Source organism: Streptomyces sp. NPDC089919, assembly GCF_040684615.1.
In the GTDB taxonomy this organism is placed as follows: domain Bacteria; phylum Actinomycetota; class Actinomycetes; order Streptomycetales; family Streptomycetaceae; genus Streptomyces.
Window position 1 is genome coordinate 11,673 of the sequence record NZ_JBFBGK010000016.1, and the last position, 20,518, is coordinate 32,190.

The 20,518-nt window shown below is 73.5% G+C and carries 20 protein-coding genes; 18 read left to right on the forward strand and 2 right to left on the reverse strand.

From position 1 onward, the window contains the following. The first annotated feature begins 183 nt into the window (after positions 1-183). The 5 genes from AB0O40_RS09615 to AB0O40_RS09635 are packed head-to-tail and all read left to right on the forward strand — an operon-like array spanning position 184 to position 6,125. Positions 184-1,539, forward strand: coding sequence for a sugar ABC transporter substrate-binding protein (locus AB0O40_RS09615; RefSeq protein WP_365037460.1), 1,356 nt, complete (start codon positions 184-186; stop codon positions 1,537-1,539). Next, on the forward strand, positions 1,536-2,453 hold the full coding sequence (locus AB0O40_RS09620; protein ID WP_365037462.1) for a sugar ABC transporter permease: 918 nt from the start codon (positions 1,536-1,538) through the stop codon (positions 2,451-2,453). Before AB0O40_RS09615 ends, AB0O40_RS09620 begins: the two co-directional genes overlap by 4 nt. Further along, positions 2,450-3,322 carry a carbohydrate ABC transporter permease gene (locus AB0O40_RS09625; RefSeq protein WP_365037464.1) on the forward strand — a complete coding sequence of 291 codons (873 nt, stop codon included), beginning with the start codon at positions 2,450-2,452 and terminating at the stop codon, positions 3,320-3,322. Before AB0O40_RS09620 ends, AB0O40_RS09625 begins: the two co-directional genes overlap by 4 nt. A gap of 2 nt (positions 3,323-3,324) precedes the next feature. Beyond that, complete coding sequence (locus tag AB0O40_RS09630) at positions 3,325-5,127, forward strand: glycoside hydrolase family 36 protein (protein WP_365037466.1); 1,803 nt, start codon at positions 3,325-3,327, stop codon at positions 5,125-5,127. Beyond that, entirely contained in the window at positions 5,124-6,125 is a 1,002-nt protein-coding gene (locus AB0O40_RS09635; protein ID WP_365037468.1) for a LacI family DNA-binding transcriptional regulator, read from the forward strand. Before AB0O40_RS09630 ends, AB0O40_RS09635 begins: the two co-directional genes overlap by 4 nt. Before the next feature lie 28 nt (positions 6,126-6,153). Here AB0O40_RS09635 and AB0O40_RS09640 read toward each other — a convergent pair whose 3' ends face one another. Beyond that, positions 6,154-6,948 (reverse strand): DeoR/GlpR family DNA-binding transcription regulator, encoded by a 795-nt coding sequence (locus AB0O40_RS09640; RefSeq protein WP_365037469.1) that lies wholly within the window; start codon positions 6,946-6,948, stop codon positions 6,154-6,156. Positions 6,949-7,008: 60 nt separating this feature from the next. Between AB0O40_RS09640 and galT the strand changes: the two genes are divergently transcribed. The 10 genes from galT to AB0O40_RS09690 all read left to right on the forward strand — a co-directional run bounded on the left by galT (position 7,009) and on the right by AB0O40_RS09690 (position 16,553). Further along, positions 7,009-8,040 (forward strand): galactose-1-phosphate uridylyltransferase, encoded by a 1,032-nt coding sequence (galT, locus tag AB0O40_RS09645; RefSeq protein ID WP_365037471.1) that lies wholly within the window; start codon positions 7,009-7,011, stop codon positions 8,038-8,040. A gap of 23 nt (positions 8,041-8,063) precedes the next feature. Next, positions 8,064-9,236: a galactokinase gene (gene galK / locus AB0O40_RS09650; RefSeq protein WP_365037686.1), complete on the forward strand. Its 1,173-nt coding sequence runs from the start codon at positions 8,064-8,066 to the stop codon at positions 9,234-9,236. 811 nt (positions 9,237-10,047) lie between these two features. Further along, entirely contained in the window at positions 10,048-10,386 is a 339-nt protein-coding gene (locus AB0O40_RS09655) for a hypothetical protein (protein WP_365037473.1), read from the forward strand. A 94-nt stretch (positions 10,387-10,480) separates the two neighbouring features. After that, the gene (locus AB0O40_RS09660) at positions 10,481-10,966 is read left to right on the forward strand and encodes a DUF6153 family protein (RefSeq protein WP_365037474.1); all 486 of its coding nucleotides are present in this window, start codon (positions 10,481-10,483) and stop codon (positions 10,964-10,966) included. An 80-nt stretch (positions 10,967-11,046) separates the two neighbouring features. After that, a complete protein-coding gene (locus tag AB0O40_RS09665; RefSeq protein WP_365037476.1) occupies positions 11,047-11,712 on the forward strand; it encodes a DUF305 domain-containing protein in 666 nt (221 codons plus the stop codon). 389 nt (positions 11,713-12,101) lie between these two features. Beyond that, positions 12,102-13,271, forward strand: coding sequence for an endonuclease/exonuclease/phosphatase family protein (locus AB0O40_RS09670; protein WP_365037478.1), 1,170 nt, complete (start codon positions 12,102-12,104; stop codon positions 13,269-13,271). A 159-nt stretch (positions 13,272-13,430) separates the two neighbouring features. After that, positions 13,431-13,997, forward strand: coding sequence for a DJ-1/PfpI family protein (locus AB0O40_RS09675; protein ID WP_365037480.1), 567 nt, complete (start codon positions 13,431-13,433; stop codon positions 13,995-13,997). A gap of 126 nt (positions 13,998-14,123) precedes the next feature. Continuing rightward, the gene (locus AB0O40_RS09680) at positions 14,124-14,516 is read left to right on the forward strand and encodes a VOC family protein (protein WP_365037482.1); all 393 of its coding nucleotides are present in this window, start codon (positions 14,124-14,126) and stop codon (positions 14,514-14,516) included. Positions 14,517-14,676: 160 nt separating this feature from the next. Further along, positions 14,677-15,612: an NAD(P)-dependent oxidoreductase gene (locus tag AB0O40_RS09685; protein ID WP_365037483.1), complete on the forward strand. Its 936-nt coding sequence runs from the start codon at positions 14,677-14,679 to the stop codon at positions 15,610-15,612. Positions 15,613-15,617: 5 nt separating this feature from the next. After that, a complete protein-coding gene (locus AB0O40_RS09690) occupies positions 15,618-16,553 on the forward strand; it encodes an RNA polymerase sigma-70 factor (protein WP_365037485.1) in 936 nt (311 codons plus the stop codon). Between the two features lie 40 nt (positions 16,554-16,593). Here AB0O40_RS09690 and AB0O40_RS09695 read toward each other — a convergent pair whose 3' ends face one another. Then, the gene (locus AB0O40_RS09695) at positions 16,594-17,610 is read right to left on the reverse strand and encodes an NAD(P)-dependent alcohol dehydrogenase (protein ID WP_365037487.1); all 1,017 of its coding nucleotides are present in this window, start codon (positions 17,608-17,610) and stop codon (positions 16,594-16,596) included. A gap of 137 nt (positions 17,611-17,747) precedes the next feature. Between AB0O40_RS09695 and AB0O40_RS09700 the strand changes: the two genes are divergently transcribed. From AB0O40_RS09700 to AB0O40_RS09710, 3 genes are all read left to right on the forward strand, one after another. Next, entirely contained in the window at positions 17,748-18,560 is an 813-nt protein-coding gene (locus tag AB0O40_RS09700) for a helix-turn-helix transcriptional regulator (protein WP_365037489.1), read from the forward strand. Between the two features lie 111 nt (positions 18,561-18,671). Beyond that, on the forward strand, positions 18,672-19,448 hold the full coding sequence (locus AB0O40_RS09705; protein ID WP_365037491.1) for a beta-glucanase: 777 nt from the start codon (positions 18,672-18,674) through the stop codon (positions 19,446-19,448). 68 nt (positions 19,449-19,516) lie between these two features. Continuing rightward, a complete protein-coding gene (locus AB0O40_RS09710; protein WP_365037494.1) occupies positions 19,517-20,455 on the forward strand; it encodes an aldo/keto reductase in 939 nt (312 codons plus the stop codon). The last annotated feature ends 63 nt before the right edge of the window (positions 20,456-20,518 follow it).

Genomic DNA, 20,518 nt, shown 5'->3' on the forward strand with positions numbered 1-20,518 from the left:
GGGTGAGAGCGGGGCGCGGCGGCACGCTAGCAAGCAGATCGGCAGCCTTGCAATGGATCCGGCGGAAGAAGACTGTCTGATCAGACTGAAAGTTTTCAGTGAAGTCTTGTAAGTCGACCATCGGCCGTGATTGAGTTCCGGCCAGTCAGCTTCCGCACGGCTTCGAACAGAGGGATGTCAGCCATGGACCTGAACCACGTGGATCGCCGCAGAGTGCTGCAACTGGGCGGCGCCCTGGCCGCCGCGGCCGGCGTCGGCGGCCTCGCCGGCTGTTCCGGCAGCGGCGACACGGGTGCGGCGGGCAGCTCCGGCGACAAGGACAAGGGCGCGATCAGGGTCTGGTCCTGGCAGGGCCCGGCCGCCGAACTGAAGGCCCTGATACCCGAGTTCAACAAGAAGTACCCGGACATCAAGGTCACCGTCGAGGACATCGGCAACCCCGCCATCTGGGACAAGATCACCACCGGCATGGCGGCCGGCGGCCAGGGCCTGGCCGACGTCCTGCACATCGGCGTCGACTACCTGCCCGGCTACGTCGAGAAGTTCCCCGGCGGCCTCGCCGACCTCGGCCCGCTCGGCGCCACCGCCTACCAGAACGCCTTCGCCCAGGGCCTGTGGGAGACCGTCAGCCCCGACGGCAAGCGGGTCAACGCCCTCCCCTGGGAAGCCAATTCGGCCGGCTTCTACTACCGCGCCGACCTCTTCGAGAAGGCCGGGGTGGACGGCGCGGCACTGCAGACGTGGGACGAGACCATCGAGGCCGGCAAGCAGATCAAGGCCAGGACCGGCGCCCACCTGCTCGGCATCGACAAGCCCGCCTCCCAGGCCGACGCCGCCAACTTCTTCCAGATGCTCCTCCAGCTCCAGGGCACCTTCTACTTCAACCTCGACGGCCGCATCGCCCTCGCCTCGCCCGAGGCCGTCAAGGCCATGACCCTCATCAAGACCATGAACGACGCGGGCCTGGTCAGCGACCTCGCCGGCGGCTGGAACACGCTGATGAGCTCCCTCAAGCAGGGCACCGCCGCCGTGCTGCCCATGCCCACCTGGTTCGGCGGGGTCGTCGAGGAGCAGGTCCCCGAGCAGGCCGGGAAGTGGAAGGTCCGGCTGCCCCCGGCCGTCCGGCGCGGCGGCGCCACCGCCGCCACCGTCAACTCCACCCACCTCGCCATCGCCGGCACCAGCAAGCACCAGGCTGCCGCCTGGTCCTTCGTCGAGTTCGTGCTCACCCGCCCCGCCTCGCAGGTCGCGATCTACAAGGGCAAGGGCATCGCCCCCGCACTGATGAAGGCCTACGACGACGCCGTCTTCCACGAGCCCTCGCCGTTCTTCGGCGGCCAGAAGCGGGGCGAGATCTTCCTCGAGGCCCTCAAGGCCCCCCAGCCCGCCGTCAACTTCACCGCCGACTACGCCCGCGCCCTCAAGCTCGTCACCGACGCCCAGTCGAAGGTCCTGCTCAAGGGCGCCGACCCGGCCAAGGTCCTCAAGGAAGCCGCCGAACAGCTCGCCACGCAGACGGGCCGCAAGGTCGTCCGGTGACCGCCACGCTCGCCCGTCCGCGCGAGGGGGCCGCCACCGGACGCCGCCCCGGCGCGGCCCGCCGCCGGCGCCCCGCCCCCTACCTCTTCGTGCTGCCCGCCCTGCTGCTGTTCGGCGTCTTCAAGATCTACCCGATCTGCTGGTCCTTCCTCCTGAGCCTGCACCGGACCGTCGACGGCAAGGAGCAGTTCGCCGGCGCCGACAACTACACCCGGCTGCTGCACGACCCGCTCTTCTGGACCGCCCTGAAGAACACGGGCGCGATCCTCGCGGTCCAGGTCCCGGTGATGCTGGCGCTCGCCACCGGACTCGCCGTCTCGCTCAACTCCCGCCTGCTGCGCGGCCGGTCGGTCTTCCGGATGGGCTTCTTCCTGCCCATGGTCACCGGGCTGGTCGCCTACGGCATCATCTTCTCCGTCCTGCTCAACAAGGACTACGGCCTGGTCAACTGGGTGCTCGGGCTCTTCGGCGCCGGCCCGGTGCCCTGGCTGACCGACCCCCTCTGGGCCAAGGTCTCCCTCGGCCTCGCCCTGACCTGGCACTACACCGGGTACAACGCCGTGATCCTGCTCGCCCGGCTGCAGACCATCCCCGGCGAGCTCTACGACGCGGCGGCCGTGGACGGCGCCGGCGCCTGGGGGGCCTTCCGGCACGTCACCCTGCCCGGCCTGCGCCCGGCCCTGCTGCTCACCACCGTGATGTCCACCATCGGGACCCTGCAGCTCTTCGACGAGCCCTTCATCCTCACCGGCGGCGGCCCGGACAACGCCACCCTCACCATCGGCGTGTACCTGTACCAGAACGCCTTCAAGTACTTCGACTTCGGCTACGCCTCCGCCATCGCCTACGCCCTGGCCGTCCTGATCGCCGTCCTGGGCCTGATCCAGTTCAAGGCCCTGGGGGACGAGAAATGACCACCTCCGTGACCCACCCCCGTACCGCGCGCGGCGCCTCGCCCGCGTCCCGGCGCCGCGGCCGGTCCATCCTGCTCACCTCCGGCCTGGCCTTCGGCCTCGCCGTCGTGGCGGTCCCCTTCTACTGGCTGGCCGTGGCCGGCACCCGCAGCAACGCGGAGATCTTCGACAGCCCGCCGCCGCTGCTCCCCGGCGGACACCTGGCCGACAACCTCGCCACCCTCCAGCACGAGGCGCAGCTGGGCCGGGTGCTGCTCAACTCCCTGCTGATCGCCGTCCTCTACACGGTGTGCGCGGGGGCCGTGTGCACGCTGGCCGGCTACGGCTTCGCCAAGTACCGCTTCAAAGGCCGCGACGCGCTCTTCGGACTGATCATGCTCGGCCTGGTCATCCCCGCCCAGGTCACCCTGGTCCCGCTGTTCAAGATGACCGCCGAACTGCACTGGCTCAACACCTACCAGGCCGTGATCATGCCGAACCTGGCCCTGCCCTTCGGCATCTTCCTGATGCGCCAGTCGATGGCCGCCCTCCCCGACGAACTGCTCGACTCGGGCCGGATCGACGGCTGCGGCGAACTGCGGCTCTTCTGGCGGGTCGCCCTGCCGCCGATGAAGCCCGCGCTCGCCGCGCTGGCCATCTTCCTCTTCCTCTACCAGTGGAACGACTTCATCTGGCCGCTGCTCGTGCTCCGCGACAGCGCGTCCTTCACCCTGCCCGTGGCCCTGGCCTCGCTCCAGGGCCTGGACGACACCGACTACGGCGCCCTCCTGGCGGGCGCCGCCCTCGCGGCGGTCCCCATGGCCGTCGTCTTCCTGGCGCTGCAGCGCCACTTCGTCTCCGGCCTGCTCGCCGGCGCCGTGAAGGAGTGACCGTGCAGACCCCGTCCCCCACCCTCCAGAACCCCGCCGGCCCCGGGCCCCACCCCGAGGAGCCGGTCACCACCGCCGGACTGCCCCCGGCCGAGCACGCCCCCCTGCTCGACGGGGTCTCCCTCGCCGTCCTCGCCCCCGGCGGGAACCCCGGCTGGACCCTCGAAGACCTCCCCGGCGGGCTGCGCCTCCTCGAAGTGGCCGCCGCCGACGGCCCCGTGGAGCTCCGCTTCTCCGTACCGCTCGGCGACGCGGCCGGCTACTGGCACCCGCAGGGCGGCTGGCGGCGCACCCTGGTCGCCGACTGGTCCGGCCGCGCCACGGTCTCCCTGGTCGACGGGCACGCCGCGGGCTGCCTCTACGACCACACCGGAGCCACCCTCCTGGCCTTCGCCGCCACCGATCCCGTCCCCGAGGCCGCCCTGCGCTTCGGCGTCTCCGAGGAGCAGGACACCCACGTCGTGCACCTGCGGCTGCCCGCCGCCGGCCACCCGCACCGGCTGCTGCTGGTGCCCCGGGCCCCCTCCGTCGCCACCGCCCTGCGGGCGCTGCGCGGCTGGTTCGCCCGGGAGTGCCCGCCGATGCCGGTGCCCGAGGCCGCCAAGGTCCCCGTCTACTCCACCTGGTACGCCTTCAACCAGGACGTCAGCGCCGCGGCGGTCGAGACCCAGGCCGAGCAGGCGGCGGCGCTGGGCTGCGGGGCCCTGATCCTCGACGACGGCTGGCAGCTCGGCGGGTACGGCCGCGGGTACGCCCGCTGCGGCGACTGGGAGCCCGACCCCGACAAGTTCCCCGACTTCGCCGGGCACGTGGCGCGGGTCCGGGAGCACGGGCTGAGCTACCTGGCCTGGGTGGCGCCCCTGCTGCTCGGCCCCCAATCGCGCAGCCACGCGCAGTGGGGCGGGTACGCCCCGGCCGCCGCCACCGTGCCCGGCGCGCTGGTGCTCGACCCCCGCCGCCCCGAGGTCCGCCGGCACGTCGTGGACCTCTGCGTGGAGCTGGTGCGCGGGTACGGGCTGGACGGCCTCAAGCTCGACTTCCTCGAGGAGGTCATGGTCTACGCCGGTGACGGAGCGGGGGACGTCGGCGAGGCCATGGTCACCCTGCTGACCGCACTGCGCCAGGAGCTGGAGGCGGTCCGCCCCGGGCTGCTGCTGGAGCTGCGCCAGCCCTACACCGGCCCCGGCATGTCGCCCTTCGGCAACATGCTGCGCTCCTTCGACTGCCCCGCGGACGCCACCGCCAACCGGGTCCGCACCCTGGACACCGCGCTGCTCGCGGTCGGCGGCGCGGTCCACTCCGACATGATCATGTGGTCCGCCGAGGCGGACGCCGCGGCCGTGGCCCGCCAGCTGACCGGCGCCCTGCACGCCGTCCCGCAGATCTCCGTGCGGCTGGACCGGGTACCGCCGGAGCACCACGCGGTGATCGCCTTCTGGCTCGCCACCTGGCGGCGCAACCGCGAGCTGCTGCTGGCCGGCGAGGTGGAGCCGGGCCGGCCCGACGGCCTGTACCCGCTGGTGCGGGCGAGCGCCGGCGACCGGGCCCTGATCAGCGTCCACGCGGACGTGGTCGTGGAACTCGACCTCGCCGCCCACCGCACGACGGAGCTGGTCAACGGCTCGGACCGGGACCGCCTGATGCTGGAGGTGCGCGGACCGGGGGCGGCGGTGAGGATCACCGTCCACACCCCGGACGGCCGTATGATCGAGGACACGCTGACGGTCCTGCCGGAGGGGCCCCGCTCGCTGGCCGTGCCACGCGGCGGTCTGGCGTCGCTCACGATCACGGAAGGACCGCGATGAAGGTCGGCATCACCGAAGTCGCCGCCCGCGCGCAGGTCAGCGAGGCGACCGTCAGCCGGGTGATCAACCGCCGCCAGGGCGTGTCGAAGAAGACCCGGGACGCCGTCGAGCAGGCGATGGCCGAGCTCGGCTACGAGCGGCAGACCCAGGGCCAGCTGGTGGCGGTGGTCACCGGCTTCGTCTCCAACCCCTTCTTCGCGGACGTGGCCGAGCGCATCGAGTCAGCCCTCGCCCCGCACGGGCTCAAGACGGTGCTGTGCGCCGCCTTCCCGGGCGGGGTGCCGGAGCCGGAGTTCATCGACGCGCTGGTCGACAAGGGCATCGCGGCCGTGGTCTTCCTCTCCGCCTCGAACACCGTGGAGGGCGCGGACACCGGCAGTTACGAGATGCTGCGCCAGCGCCGGGTGCCGTACGTCGGGATCAACGGCGAGTTCGCCGACGGCGTGCCCACCCCGGTCTTCTCCACCGACGACGTGCTGGCCGCCGAGCTGGCCGTGGACCACCTCTACCGGCTGGGCCACCGGCGCATCGGCATGGCCTCCGGCCCGGCCGGCAACCACCCGGCCGACCGGCGGGTCCGCGGCTTCCTCGAGGCCATGGCCAAGCGGGGCATCGAGGACGCGGAGCGCTGGGTGATCCGGCAGTCCTACTCGGTGGAGGGCGGCGCGGCGGCGGTGGCGCCGCTGCTGGCGCTGGGCGCCACCGCGATCGTCGCGGCCAGCGACTACATGGCCCTCGGCGCGATCCGGGCGATCCGCCGCCAGGGCCGGTCGGTCCCCGAGGACGTCTCGGTGGTCGGCTACGACGGCGCGGCGATCACGGAGTTCACCGACCCGCCGCTGACCACGGTCCGCCAGCCGGCCGACCGGCTCGCCCTCGAAGTGGGGCGCAGCATCCTGGCGTTGGTGGGCAACCGGGACGTGCCGGCCGGGGAGCTCCTCTTCGACCCGGAGCTGGTGGTCCGCGCCAGCACGGCTCCGCCGCCGGCGGGGTCGTAGCGGGGGGCCGCCGCCTGGGCGGGCCGCCTCAGGACCGGTCGGCCACCAGGAGTTCGCCGACCGTGTCGGTCAGGACGGCCCGGGCCTCCTCGGGCAGCCCGTCGTCGGTGACGAAGCAGTCGATCCGGTCGAGGGGGGCGAAGCCGCTCAGCCCGACGGTGCCCCATTTGCTGTGATCGGCGACCACGACCACGCGGCGGGCCGATGCCACCAACGCCCGGTTCGTCTGCGCCTCGGCGAGGTTGGGCGTGGTCAGGCCGGCCCGCTCGTCCACGCCGTGGGCGCCCAGCACCAGCAGGTCGACGTGGAGCGACCCGATCACCAGGTCGGCCAGCGGCCCCACCAGCGCGGCCGAGGGCGTGGGGGAGCCGCCCGTCAGCAGCAGGGCCGGAGCCGCCCCGGCGCCGCGCTCGCGGGCGGCCGTGCGCACCAGCTCGGCCACCGGCAGGGAGTTGGTCAGGAGCGTCAGCCCCGGCACGTCCAGCAGCCGGGCCGCCACCGCGTGGGCGGTGGTGCCGGCCGAGACCGCGACCACGGCGCCCGGTTCCACCAGGGCGGCCGCGGTGGCGGCGATCGCGGCCTTGGCGCCCTCCTGGAGGTCGGCCTTGGCGTCGAAGCCCGGCTCCTCGCCGCGGGTGCCGGAGGCCGCGACGGCGCCGCCGTAGACCTTCTCGACCGCGCCGCGGGCGGCGAGCGCGTCCAGGTCCCGACGGATCGTCATGTCGGACACCCCGAGCCGCTCGACCAGGTCCGCGACCCGGACCGCGCCGTCGCGGCGTATCGCTTCGAGGATGAACGCACGTCTCTGCTGAGCCAGTTGCACATCCACAAGGTAGCACGCAAGGACTGTTGGGTCTTGATTGTTTGTGTTTACTCTTGGGGGGTGAAGAAGAGCATCGCGCAACTGGCCGACGGCCGTGAGCTGATCTACTACGACACCGACGACACCCCGGTCCGCACGGAGGCGCCCGACCCCCGGCCGCTGGACCGGGTCGAGAGCCGGCCCGAGATCCGCCGCGACGAGGCCACCGGCGACTGGATCACCATCGCCGCCCACCGCCAGTCCCGCACCTACCACCCGCCCGCCGACGCCTGCCCGCTGTGCCCCTCCCGACCGGACCGGCCCAGCGAGATCCCGGCCGCCGACTACCAGGTCGCGGTCTTCGAGAACCGCTTCCCCTCCCTGGCCGGCGACGCCGGACGGTGCGAGGTGGTCTGCTTCACCCCGGACCACGACGCCGGCTTCGCGGACCTGACCGAGGAGCGCGCCCGGCTGGTCCTGGACGCCTGGACCGACCGCACCGCCGAACTCTCCGAGCTGCCCGGCGTCGCGCAGGTCTACTGCTTCGAGAACCGGGGCGCCGAGATCGGCGTGACCCTGCCCCATCCGCACGGCCAGATCTACGCCTGGCCGTTCGTCACCCCCCGCACCGTCAAGATGACCGCCGCGGCCGACCGACACCGCGCCGCCACCGGCCGCAACCTCTTCGAGGACCTGCTCGAACGCGCCCGCGCCGGCACCGAGCGGGTGGTCCTCGCGGGGGAGCACTGGACCGCCTTCGTGCCCTACGCGGCCCGCTGGCCGTACGAGGTCCACCTGTACCCGCACCGCCGGGTCGCCGACCTGACCGGGCTCTCGGAGGCCGAGCGCGCCGAGTTCCCGCGGCTCTACCTCGACCTGCTGCGCCGCTTCGACCGGCTCTTCGGGCTCGACGCCCCCACCCCCTACATCAGCGCCTGGCACCAGGCCCCGCTGCACGGCGGGGACGAACTCGCCCTGCACCTGGAGCTGTTCACGGTCCGCCGGACCGCCGGGAAGCTGAAGTTCCTGGCCGGCACCGAGTCCGGGATGGAGGCCTTCATCAACGACGTCACCCCGGAGGCCGCGGCCCGCGCCCTGCGGGAGGCGCTGTGACCGGCCGGGACGACGCCGCCGTACTGGCCGGCGAACGCGCCGAGCGGCAGCGGTACGCGCAGACCCGCGCCCGCTTCGAGGAGCTGTACGGCACCCGCCCCGAGGGCCTGTGGTCCGCCCCCGGCCGGGTCAACCTCATCGGCGAACACACCGACTACAACGACGGGTTCGCCCTCCCCATCGCCCTGCCGCAGACCACGCTGGTGGCGGCCCGGCGCCGGGGCGACGACCGGCTGCGGCTGTTCAGCGACCAGGCCGGCGGCGAGGTGACGGAGCTGTCCGTACCGGCGCTGGCCCCCGGCGGCGTCGACGGCTGGGCCCGCTACCCCGCCGGGGCCGTCTGGGCGCTGGCCGGGGCCGGCCACCGGATCGGCGGCGCGGACCTCTACGTCACCAGCACCGTCCCCACCGGGGCGGGCCTCTCCTCCTCCGCCGCCCTGGAGTGCGCGGTGGCGGTGGCCTTCGACGGCCTGTACGAACTGGGCCTGACCGGGCCGGAACTGGCCCGGCTCGCGCAGCGGGCGGAGAACGGCTTCGCGGGGGTGCCCTGCGGGATCATGGACCAGATGGCCTCCGTCTGCTGCACGGCGGGCGCCGCCCTCCACCTGGACAGCCGGAGCCTGGCCCTCCAGCAGGTCCCCTTCGACCTGGCGGCCCACGGCCTCACGCTGCTGGTGATCGACACCCGCGTCCAGCACGACCTCGGCGACGGGGCGTACGCCGCCCTGCGGGCCGGCTGCGAGCGGGCGGCCGCGCTGCTCGGCCTGCCGGCCCTGCGCGACCTGGCCCCCGGGGACCTCGACGACGCCCTGCGGACCCTGCCGGCCGAACTGGTCCCGCTGGTCCGCCACGTCGTCACCGAGAACGCCCGGGTCACCGAGGCCGTCGCCCACCTCCGCGCGGGCGACACCCCGGCCCTGGGCCCCCTCCTGACAGCCGGCCACGCCTCCCTCCGCGACGACTACGGCGTCTCCTGCCCCGAAACGGACCTGGCGGTGTCGACGGCGGTCGCCGGCGGTGCGCTGGGGGCCCGGATGACAGGGGGTGGATTCGGGGGGTCGGTCATCGCCCTGACCCCGACGGGGCTGGTGGGGGAGGTGACCGGGGCCGTGGACCGGGCGTTCGCCCACGCAGGGTTCCGGGCGCCGGTGGTGAGGGGGGTGGAGGCTGGTCGGGGGGCGGGGAGGGTGGTTTGAGGGGCAGTGCCGGTTGTGGTGGGCGGGGTCCCCGGTGGGCGGGTCGGGCGGCGGCCGTCCGTGGTGTGTGGGTCCCCGCGCCGCTTGACGGGGTGTGGCCTGCAGGCCCTGCGGCAGGCCCACCCCGTGGGCTTCGCGGCTTCGCCGTGGCCTGCGGCCACCCACGGCCCGGGCCTGCCTCCGCGCCAGCCTGCCACACCCCGTCAAGGGGCTACCCCACACACCACGGACGGCCGGAGGAGGCGTACATCTCCAGCCTCGCCAGCCCAATCCAGCCTCGCTGGGGTCACGTTCCAGCGGTGGACGGGCATATCCAGCCTCGCCGGCGTTTGAGGCGCGGGGTCCGGGGCGGAGCCCCGAGAGGCCCGGCGCGCAGCGCCCGGGCTCCGGGGGTCCGGGGGCGGAGCCCACGGTTTCGGGAAGGGGCGGGTAGGGGAACCGCTCCGCGCAGCGGCCCCCCGACCCCGCCCCCACCCATGGCGCCCCCGCCCCCACCGCACGGCCACCTCTCGGGCACGCCCACGAGCAGGGGCGTACGGACGGTGCCCCGGTCACGGCCACGGGCATAGCCCTGCGCACACACGCAGACACGGGTACGGGCGGCCCGGCAGGGCACGGGCAGGACCAGGGCACAGCCACAGACGCAGGCACGGGCACAGCCCGGCAGGGCACAGGCAGGACCCGAGCGTAGACAGGGGCACGGCCCAGGCCGGGCCACAGGCAACGGCGCCGCAACAGGCGCCAGAAGGAGAGCCAGGAGCAGGCACAAGCAAGGGCGTTCCCCACCGCCACCCCCGTCGTTGAAACCGGCATGGACCAACTGCCCACCGTCGCCGCCCCCGGGGTGGGCGCCCGCGCCGCCGACGTGGCCGTATCGGCCTGTCACCTGCACGACGCAGTCGGCACCGGCAAAGGCGCCTGGAGCCAGGAGGCGGCCGAGGACGCGATCGAGGCCGTGGAGACCACCGCCCTCGCCCTGGGCACGCTACGACCGGAGGCCCCCGCCGTCCTGGCCCCCGTACACGCCGCCCTCGCCGAGCTCCGCCGCCGACTGGGCCTGCGCCACCAGGAACTCCTCTCCGGCACCGAAGCCCTCCCGGCCCCCCGCGGCCCGGTCAGCAACCCCCGCCGCTCCCGCCTGAGCCGCTGACCACCGGGCCGCCGGGGGTGCACGGGACCGGGCCCCGGTGCTGCACGGGGTGCCGCCGCACCCGCACCCGGCCGCGCCGCCTACGATGATCGGCGTGACCCTCCGGACCCGGCACCACGCCGCCACCTCGCACGGGCCCCCCGCCCTGCGCACGGTGCTGCTCGTGCTGCTGGTCCTGGCAGGCGTCCTCGCCATGCACGCCCTGCCCCAGGCCACGGCGGGCACCCGTCCGCACGACTCCACGTCCGCCCACGTGGCGGCGCGAACAGCAGACGCCTCCCACACGGAGAGCATGGAAGCGGGCCACCCGCCCACGTCCGGCCGCACACCCGCCCCCGGCGGGCCCACCGCGCACTGCCCCTGCATGGACCACGGGCACGGCGGTGGGCACCTGGCGCACGCCGATGCCACCTGTGCCGCGGCCGGGACCAGTGGCGGGCCGGTGCTGCCGGGGCTGCTGCCGGTTCGGCTCGCCGGGGCGCCCGCGGCGGCGTACGGGGGGCCGGCGGCCGGGGTCCCGGGGCGTACCGGCGGCCGGGCCCCGCCCTCCCTCAGCGAACTCCAGCTCCTGCGCATATAGGCGTCCCCGCAGCCCGGGCCGTACCGGCCCCGGGCCCTCGCGCACGCCGTACACCCTTCACGCACAGGAGTTGCTTCCGCATGACCATGTACCGATCCACCCCGTCCACCGCCGCCACGACCCGCAGGGCTGCCCGGGCCGCCGCCACCGCCGTGGCCGCGCTGCTGCTCGCGGCCTGCGGCAGCGGCGGGGACGGCTCCCCGGCCGGTCACGCCGCTGACGGGGCCGCCGTCTCCGCGACCCCGTCCGCCCCGGCCGCCGCGCACAACGACGCCGACGTCGCCTTCTCGACCGGCATGATCCCGCACCACCGCCAGGCCGTGGCGATGGCCGAGCTGGCCCCGGGACGCGCCGCCTCGGCCGAGGTGAAGGCCCTGGCCGAACAGATCCGGCAGGCCCAGGCCCCGGAGATCACCACCATGTCCGGCTGGCTGAAGGCCTGGGGCCGCCCCGTACCCCAGCCGGCCGGCACCGGACACGCCGGCCACGACGGCATGTCCGGCATGACCGGGACGGACGGCATGATGACCGCCGCCGAGATGACCGCCCTCTCCAAGTCCTCCGGCCCGGCCTTCGACAAGGCCTTCCTGGGCCTGATGGTCGAACACCACCGAGGCGCGGTGCAGATGGCCCGCACCGAACTGGCTCAGGGCGCCGACCCGGCCTCGAAGAAGCTGGCCCAGTCGGTCGTCGACGCCCAGACCTCCGAGATCACCCGAATGAAGAAGCTCCTCACCACCCCGTAAGCCCCCGCGGGCCGGGGCCCCGTAGCCCCGGCCCGCCCTTGGCGCCGTCACTCCCGCCGGTCAGCGGATACGACCCAGGCCGCATCCGGGTCGATACGGCCGCCCCGCTGCGGGCCCGCGCCGCCCTGTGATGGAGCCTGCACGCCTCACATGCGGTTCTCTCGGACGCAGGTGACCGGCCGTCCGATACACAACCGGTACACGACTGCACGCTGTTGGAAGCCGCACGAAAGCCGATCCGAAGCACCGGTCTCGAACCCTGTAGGCGCACCGCGACCACCGGTCACCGAGGGTGCTTCCTTCTGGCCCTGGGCGGCAGACAGGCCGCATGCCGAGGGCTTGTCGATAGTGAGGAGTTTCCTGCTTTGCGCCGTTGCACGACCTTCCCCATGTCCGCCAGAGCGCTGGCCCTGCTGATGTCGATCACCGGCCTCATCGGTGTCCTGGCCGGCCTGCCGACTCCCGCAGTCGCAGCCGAGCCGAACAACTACCGGATCGCGACGTACAATTCGCAGGGCGCGAGGTGGAGTGATGTCAGGGCCATCGCCGACAGAAACGACATCGTCGCCGTCCAGGAGGCCGGGCCTGAACCCAGCATCTACCGCATGGAACTCATCGGAACCCACGGACAGGGCATTGAGACCGTCCGTGAGTACCGCTGGGGTGACCGCTACGTCTACTGGATCAACCCGATGGGCGGCACTACCGGCCGGGTCAACCTGGCCTTCGTCACCAGCCGGCGGGCAGACCAGGTCTTCCTCGCCCCACCTGCTGCGGACGGTGCTCGAGCCGCCCTGGGCGTGCGTTTCGACAACGACATCTACTACAACGTGCACGCTCAGGCATCAGGCACGCGCAACGAAGCGCGTGAGCTCGTGGCGAACATCCGGAACCAGGCGGCCGGCGAAGGCCGCCAGTGGACGGCCCTGGGCGACTTCAACCGCGACCCGAACCAGGGCATGCACGACACCGCGCGCGTCCTGGACGCCTACGTCTACCACAGTGGGGAAGCGACCCAGCAGGGTGGCGGTGAACTCGACTACATGATCTCGTCCCGCTACATGCCCGGCTACCGGGCGGCGCGACAGGGCGGCATGGGTTCCGACCACTACCCGGTGTACTTCGAGAACCGTCTGGCGGCTGCCGGGGCCGTCGTCAACCTGATCAGCGACAACGATCACGAGAGGTTCATCGGATTCGAAGGCCGGAGCAGCGAGGACGGCACTCGCGTGGTCAGCGACTCCTACGACGCCAACGGCTCCAAGTGGACACTGCGGAACGCCGTGGGCTACGGCAGCACCTCCTTCTACATCGTCAACAACGCCACCGGCAAATGCATCGACGTCAACGGTGACAAACTCGTCGAATGGAAGTGCCAGGGGCAGAGCACCGCGATCTTCATGATCAGCCCCTGGCCCGAGGAGCCCGGCACCTGGTCGCTCTTGAACGTGACCTCCAGGCTGTGTGTGGACACCATGGGAAGCAGTCCGAAGTACCTCGGCCTGTACAAGTGCACGACCAAGTCGCCCAACCAGCGTTTCCTGCCTCACTTCTACTAAGCCTCACCTGCCTTTCGACCAGCCCCGCCGGACACCGCCGGCGGGGCTGGTCCCGCTTCCACGCACGGTCTGTCCATCCAGTGGTGGGTTTTGGGCCCCGTGGGGGTGGGGAGTTGGTGGGCTGGGTGCCGGGGGTCGGTGCGGGAGGGTGAGGGTGGGATGGCTGTGAAGGTGCTGATCGTGACCGGGGACGCGGCGGAGTCGCTGGAGGTGCTGTACCCGTACCAGCGGCTGCTCGAGGAGGGGTACGAGGTGCACATCGCGGCGCCGGCGCGCAAGGTGCTGCGGTTCGTGGTGCACGACTTCGAGGAGGGCTTCGACACCTACACCGAGAAGCCCGGTTACACCTGGCCCGCCGATCTGGCCTTCGCCGAGGTGGACCCGGCGCAGTACGCGGCGCTGGTGCTGCCCGGCGGCCGGGCGCCGGAGTACCTGCGCAACGACCCCGAGGTGCGGCGGATCGTGACGGCCTTCACGGCCGCCGACAAGCCGGTGGCGCAGATCTGCCACGGGCCGCTGATCAGTGCCGCCGCCGGTGCGCTGACCGGGCGGCGGGTCACCGCGTACCCGGCCCTGGAGCCGGACATGGCCACCGCCGGGGCCGCCTTCGAGGACACCGGGGCCGTGGTCGACGGCACCCTCGTCTCCTCCCGGGCCTGGCCCGACCACCCCGTCTGGATGCGGGAGTTCCTGACGGTGCTGCGGGGCAAGGCCCCGCTGGCCTGAGGCCGGAAATACGGTCGACCGGGCGGGGAGCGGCGCCTACGATCGGCGGCAGGGCATCGCGTGCCGGTCACCGGCCGGGTGAGGCATGGAGGCGCCCGTGAGATTGCCCTTGGGAGCACTCCACACATGTCAGTCGAGCTCAACCACACCATCGTCTTCTGCCGCGACAAGCGCGAGTCCGCGGAGTTCCTGGCCGCGGTCCTGGGTCTGGAAGTCGGTTCGGAATGGGGACCGTTCCTCCCCGTCGCCACCGCGAACGGCGTCACCCTGGACTTCGCCGACGCGCCCGGTGAGCAGGTCGCCGCACAGCACTACGCCTTCCTCGTCTCCGAGGCGGAGTTCGACGCGGCCTTCGCGCAGATCCAGAAGCGCGGGATCGCCTACTTCGCCGACCCGCACGGCCGGCTGCCCGGCGAGATCAACCACAACGACGGCGGCCGCGGCGTGTACTTCCCGGATCCGTCGGGTCACGGCATGGAGATCCTGACCGTGCCCTACGGCGGGTTCCCCGCCGCCTAGCACCACCGGTGGCGACGGCCCGGCCCCTGACTGTGCAGGGGCCGGGCCGTCGTCGTCTCCGCCCCTCCCCGGCCCGGGTGACGCGCGTCACAGCGGGCCGTGTCACGTTCCCGCCCGCCTGCCTGTCCCCTGTGTAGGACCGAGCGAGAAGGAGTGGGACATGAGGATCCTCTTTGCGGGCGCCAGCGGTGTACTGGGACAGCAGGCCGTGCGGCGGCTGACCGAGGCCGGGCACGAGGTGACCGGGCTGGGCCGGGGCGCCGCCAACGCCCTGCGGGCCGACCTCCTGGACCGCGAGTCGGTGCTGCGGGCCGTCGACGGGCGGGCCTTCGACGTGGTGGTGCACGCCGCCACCGCCCTCCAGGGCAAGTCGATGATGCGCCACCGGGACATGGCCGGCACCAACCTGCTGCGCACCCGCGGCACCGCCCACCTGATCGACGCCGCCCGGGCCACCGGCGCCCGCCGCTTCGTCGCCGAGTCGATGATCTTCGGCTACGGGTACGGCGACCACGGCGCCGAACCCCTGACCGAGGAGGGCGCCGTCTTCGGCCCCCGGCAGCCGGACCGGAACCTCGAGGAGCACGTCGGCGCGATGCGCACCAAGGAGGAGCTGACCTTCACCAGCGACGGCATCGAGGGCGTCAGCCTGCGCTTCGGGATGTTCCACGGCGCCGGGGTCACCGATGCCACCCTGGTGCCGCTGCTGCGTAAGCGGAGCCTGCCGGTGGTCGCCGACCGGGGCCGGGTGCTGTCGTGGGTGGAGGTGGGCGACGCGGCCCGGGCGGTGGTCGCCGCCGTGGAGCGCGGGGTGGCCGGCCAGGCGTACAACATCGCCGACGACGGGGCGCTCTCGTGGGGCGACCACATGCGTGCGGTGGCCGCCGCCTTCGGTGCCCCCGCGCCCGTGGTCGTCCCGAGCTGGTTGCTGCGCCCGGCGCCGCTGGCCCACACCCTGGTGACCACCGGCCTGTGCGTGGACAACGCCAAGGCCCGCCGTGAGCTGGGCTGGGCCCCGGCCCGGCCGGGCACCGTGGCCGGAATCGACGCCCTGGCGAACGCGCTTGCGGGTGCCGGGACCGCTCTGACACGCTGACGCGAATGATCAACACCGAGGCCGGGCCCGAGGCCCTGACACCGTTCACGGAGCACCGTCGGCTGCTCTTCGCCACCGCCTACCGGATGCTCGGCAGCGTCGCCGACGCGGAGGACATCCTCCAGGACGCCTGGCTCAAATGGTCCCAGGCGGACCGGAGCACCGTCGAGAACCCGCGGGCCTACCTGGTCCGCACGGTCACCAACCTCTCGCTGAACCGGCTCACCTCCGCCAGGGTGACCCGGGAGGCGTACGTCGGTCCGTGGCTGCCCGAACCCCTGCTCACCGAGCCGGACGTCGCCGAGGAGGCGGAGTTGGCCGACACCGTCTCCACCGCGATGCTGGTCGTCCTGGAGAGCCTGAGCCCGCTGGAGCGGGCCGTCTTCCTGCTGCGCGAGGCCTTCGGCTACTCGTACGCCGAGATCGCCGGCATCGTGGACCGCAAGGAGGCCACCGTACGGCAGACCGCCCACCGGGCCAGGGAGCACGTCCAGGCGCGCCGGCCGCGCTTCGACACCGACGCGGAGTCGCGGCGGGAGGTGACCGAGCGCTTCCTGGCGGCCTGCGCCGGCGGCGACCTCAACGCCGTCATGGAAGTGCTCGCCCCGGACGTGACCGCCTGGTCCGACGGCGGTGGCAAGGTCAGCGCGGCCCGTCGCCCGCTGCACGGCGCGGACCACGTGGCGCGCTGGCTGGTGGGCGTCATGCAGAAGCCCAGCACGGTCGGCCTCCGGCTGCACCTTGCTCAGGTCAACGGCGAGCTGGGCCTGATCGCCACCGACGGGGCGGAGGTGACCGGCACGGTGTCCTTCGACATCAAGGACGGCGTGATCCACAACCTGCGCATGGTCGCCAACCCGGACAAGCTCGCCGGGGTCCGGGACTACCGGCCGGAGGGCCCGCAGGAGTCCGGCGGTACGGAGGCGCCCGAGGCCCCGTGAAGTCCCGGTACGGGCCCGGCGTTCCCGGGCCCGTACCGGCTCAGCCGATCCGCACCACGACCTTCCCGAAGGCCGCGCCGCTCTCGAAGTACCGGTAGGCCTCGTGGACCTCATCAAAGCCGAAGGTGCGGTCGATCACCGGCCGCATCCCGTGGGCCGCGACCGCGGCGTTCATCGCCTCGAACTGGGCCCGGCTGCCCACGAACACCCGCCGGAGGGTCGCCAGGCTCGACGCGTAGGCCTCGTTGGACACCGCGATCCCGCGGCCCTGCGCGTCGCCGGTGGTCAGCAGCGCCACCTGCCCGTACAGGGCGGCGGCCCGCACCGACTGCTCGACGGTCTGCGGGCCGCCGGTCTCCACCACCAGGTCCGCCCCGAGCCCGCCGGTCAACTCCCGCACCTGCACGGACCATTCGGGGTGCCGGCGGTAGTCGACCACCGCGTCGGCGCCCAGCGCCCCCAGCCGGTCCGCCTTGGCCGCGCTGGAGGTCGTGGAGATCACCCGGCAGCCGGCCAGCTTGGCGAACTGCACCGCGAACAGCGCCACCGACCCGGTCCCCAGCGTCAGTACGGTCTGCCCGGGGCGCAGCGCCTCCCCGCCGGTCAGGGCGTGCCAGGCGGTCAGCCCGGCGCACGGCAGCGCCGCGGCCTCCGCCCAGTCCAGAGCCGCGGGGACGGCCACCGTACCCTGCTCGTCCAGGACGACGTACTCGGCCAGCATCCCGTCCAGGGTGGCCCCGGGCTGGTCGGCCAGGGCCGGGGTGATGCGGCCGTCGCGCCAGTTCGGGAAGTAGCTGCCGCAGACCCGGTCGCCCACTGCGAACCGGGTCACGGCCGAGCCCAAGGCGACCACCTCGCCCGCGCCGTCGCTCAGCGGCACCACCCCCGCCGGGGCCTTCAGCGGGTACCGGCCCTGGAGGATCATCACGTCCCGCCGGTTGAGCGACGCGGCCCGCATCCGCACCAGGAGACCGGTCGGTCCCGGCTCCGGCAGCGGCACCTCCCGCCGCTCTATCCCCTCGACCGCTCCGAAGGACTCGATCCGGTACGCACGCATGTCCCACCTCCGCCAATCGCCGTGCATCACACCGGCGTTGGCCGCCGGACATCCCGCATCCTGCGGCCGGTGGGGGAGACGTGCCAATTCCCCGCAGGGAATCGCGGGCTCCGGCCGGCAGCGGCTACAACGGGCCCATGACGACCAGCGCGCACCACCGTCCGGAGCCCTCCGCCCTCGGCGGGCAGCTGCGCCACCGCCGCGCCCTGAGCCGGATGAGCCAGCTCGACCTCGCCACCCGGGCCGGCACCACCCAGCGGCACCTCAGCTTCATCGAGAGCGGGCGGTCGCTGCCCGGCCGGGCGATGGTGGTGCGGCTGGCCGAATCCCTCGGGCTGACCCTGCGCGAGCGCAACGCGCTGCTCCTGAGCGCGGGTTACGCGCCCGCCTATCCGGAGTCGCCGCTGGCGGACGGGGCGCTGCGGCCGGTGCGCGAGGCCCTGGACGCCATCCTGACCGGGCACCTGCCCTACCCGGCGCTGGTTGCCGGCCCGCGCGGCGAACTGGTCGCCGCCAACGCCGCCTTCGGCCTGCTGACCGAGGGGGCGGACCCCGACCTGCTCGCCCCGCCGGTGAACGTCCTGCGACTGGCCCTGCACCCGCGGGGCATGGCGCCCCGGGTCGCCAACCTCGCGGCCTGGGGGCGCCACATCGTCGAGAACGTCCGCGGCCGGGCCCGGGCGCACCCCGACCCGCTCCTGGACGAACTCGCCCGGGAGCTCACCGGCTACCTGCCGGCCGAGCCGCCCGGCCCCGACCACCTCGGCTTCGCCGTACCGCTGCACCTGCGCACCGCGGAGGGCGACATGAGGCTGCTGACCACGCTGACCTCCTTCGCCACGGCCGTGGACGTCACCCTCGCCGAACTGCACCTGGAGGCCTTCCTCCCGGCCGACGAGGCCACCGCGTCCCTGCTCCGCCGACGCGCCACCGAAGCTCGCGCAACGTAACAACTCCATCACTCTCTGCATCCGAACGGCATATGCCGGTCCCTCCCGGGCACTCACCCGGGGGCGCCGCACCGCCCGGGGCGGCACCGAGGGGCGAAGGAGTGATGGGGCATGGACCTGCCCGACTGGCTGGAGCGACTGCTGCGCAAGCTCGGAAAGCCGGGTGACCCCGGCAAACCAACCGGGGCGCCGGGGCCCGACGGCCCCGGCGCCCCGGCGCCCCCGAACCGCCCCGGGGCGCCCGGCGCCGTCTTCACCGCCGACTTCAGCTCCACCTCCCAGTGGGTGGCCGGCCGCTCCTGGGCCTATCCCGACGGCGGCCCCACCAACCACGGCGACAACAAGCTCGACCACCTGGTCCCCGACCCGGCCTACAGCCGCACCGGCGTCTTCCTGGCCACCCGCCGTGAGGACGGCGACTGGAGCGCCGGCCTGCTCACCACCGAAGGCAGCGACGAGGGCTTCACCCTGCGTACCGGCGACGTCCTCGAAGCCCAGGTCAAGCTGCCCGACCGGCTCGGCGCCTGGCCCGCCATCTGGACCTGGTACGACGGCGGTTCGGAGATCGACGTCTTCGAGTACCACCCGGACAACCCCGACCTGCTGGAGCTGACCAACCACGTCCGCGGCGGCCAGAGCTACTACCGCGACCCCGGCATCGGCCCCGGCCGGTGGATCGACCTGCGGGTGGAGTTCGGTGCCCGCTCGGTGGTCTGGTGGGTCAACGGCACCCGCGCCTTCGCCGACCACCGCGGGGTCGGCCGCCGCTGGCGGGCCCACCTGATCGTCAACCTCTCGGTGTGTGCCGGGCGTTACCACCCGGCGCCCGACCCGGCGGTGGACGAGATGTCCTTCGAGGTGTCGTACCTGCACGTCTTCCGGCCATGACCGCGCTCCGGCCGGGCCGACCCGCATAGGATCGCCGCGGCCGCTGCGACCACGACAGGAGCACACCCATGCGCTACCTCCCCCTCGGCAACTCCGGACTGCGCGTCTCGGCGGTGGGACTCGGCTGCAACAACTTCGGCGCCCGGCTGGACGCGCAACAGACCCGCGCCGTGGTCGACGCGGCCCTGGACGCCGGGATCACCCTCCTGGACACCGCCGACATCTACGGCAACCGCGGCGGCTCCGAGGAATGCCTGGGCCAGGCCCTCAAGGGCCGCCGCGACCAGGTCGTGCTCGCCACCAAGTTCGGCAACCGCGCCGCCGACATGGGCTACGGTCCGGCCGCCGGCGCGCGCGGCGGCCGCGGCTACGTCCGCCGCGCGGTCGAGGCCTCGCTGCGCCGCCTGGGCACCGACCACATCGACCTGTACCAGCTGCACAGCCCCGACCCCGAGACCCCGGTCGCGGAGACCCTGGCGGCGCTGGCCGAGCTGGTCGCCGAGGGCAAGGTCCGCTACCTCGGCCACTCCAACTTCACCGGCTGGCAGCTCGCCGAGGCCGCGCACACCGCCCGCGAGCTGGGCCTGCCGCCCTTCGTCTCCGCCCAGAACCACTGGTCCCTGCTCGAGCGGGCTGCGGAGCACGAACTGGTGCCCGCCGCCCGGCACTACGGCCTCGGCGTGCTGCCGTACTTCCCGCTCGCCAACGGCCTGCTGACCGGCAAGGTCCGGCGCGGCGCCGAGGTCCCCGCGGGCGCCCGGCTGGCCGGCCGGGACGAGTACGTCGCGGCCCGCATCGACCGGGTCGAGGCGCTGGCCGCCCTCGCCGAGAAGCACGGCCGCACCCTCCTGGAGCTGGCCGTGGGCGCGCTCGCCGCGCAGCCCGGCTGCGCCTCGGTCATCGCCGGCGCCACCAGCGCCGAGCAGGTCCGGGCGAATGCGGCCGCCGCCGACTGGACCCCGGACGCGGCCCTGCTGGCCGAGGTCGACGCGGCCGCCCCGCGCTGAGCGGCCCGGCCGGACACGCCGAAGGGGGCGCGGACCGGGTCCGCGCCCCCTCCCGTGCGGGCG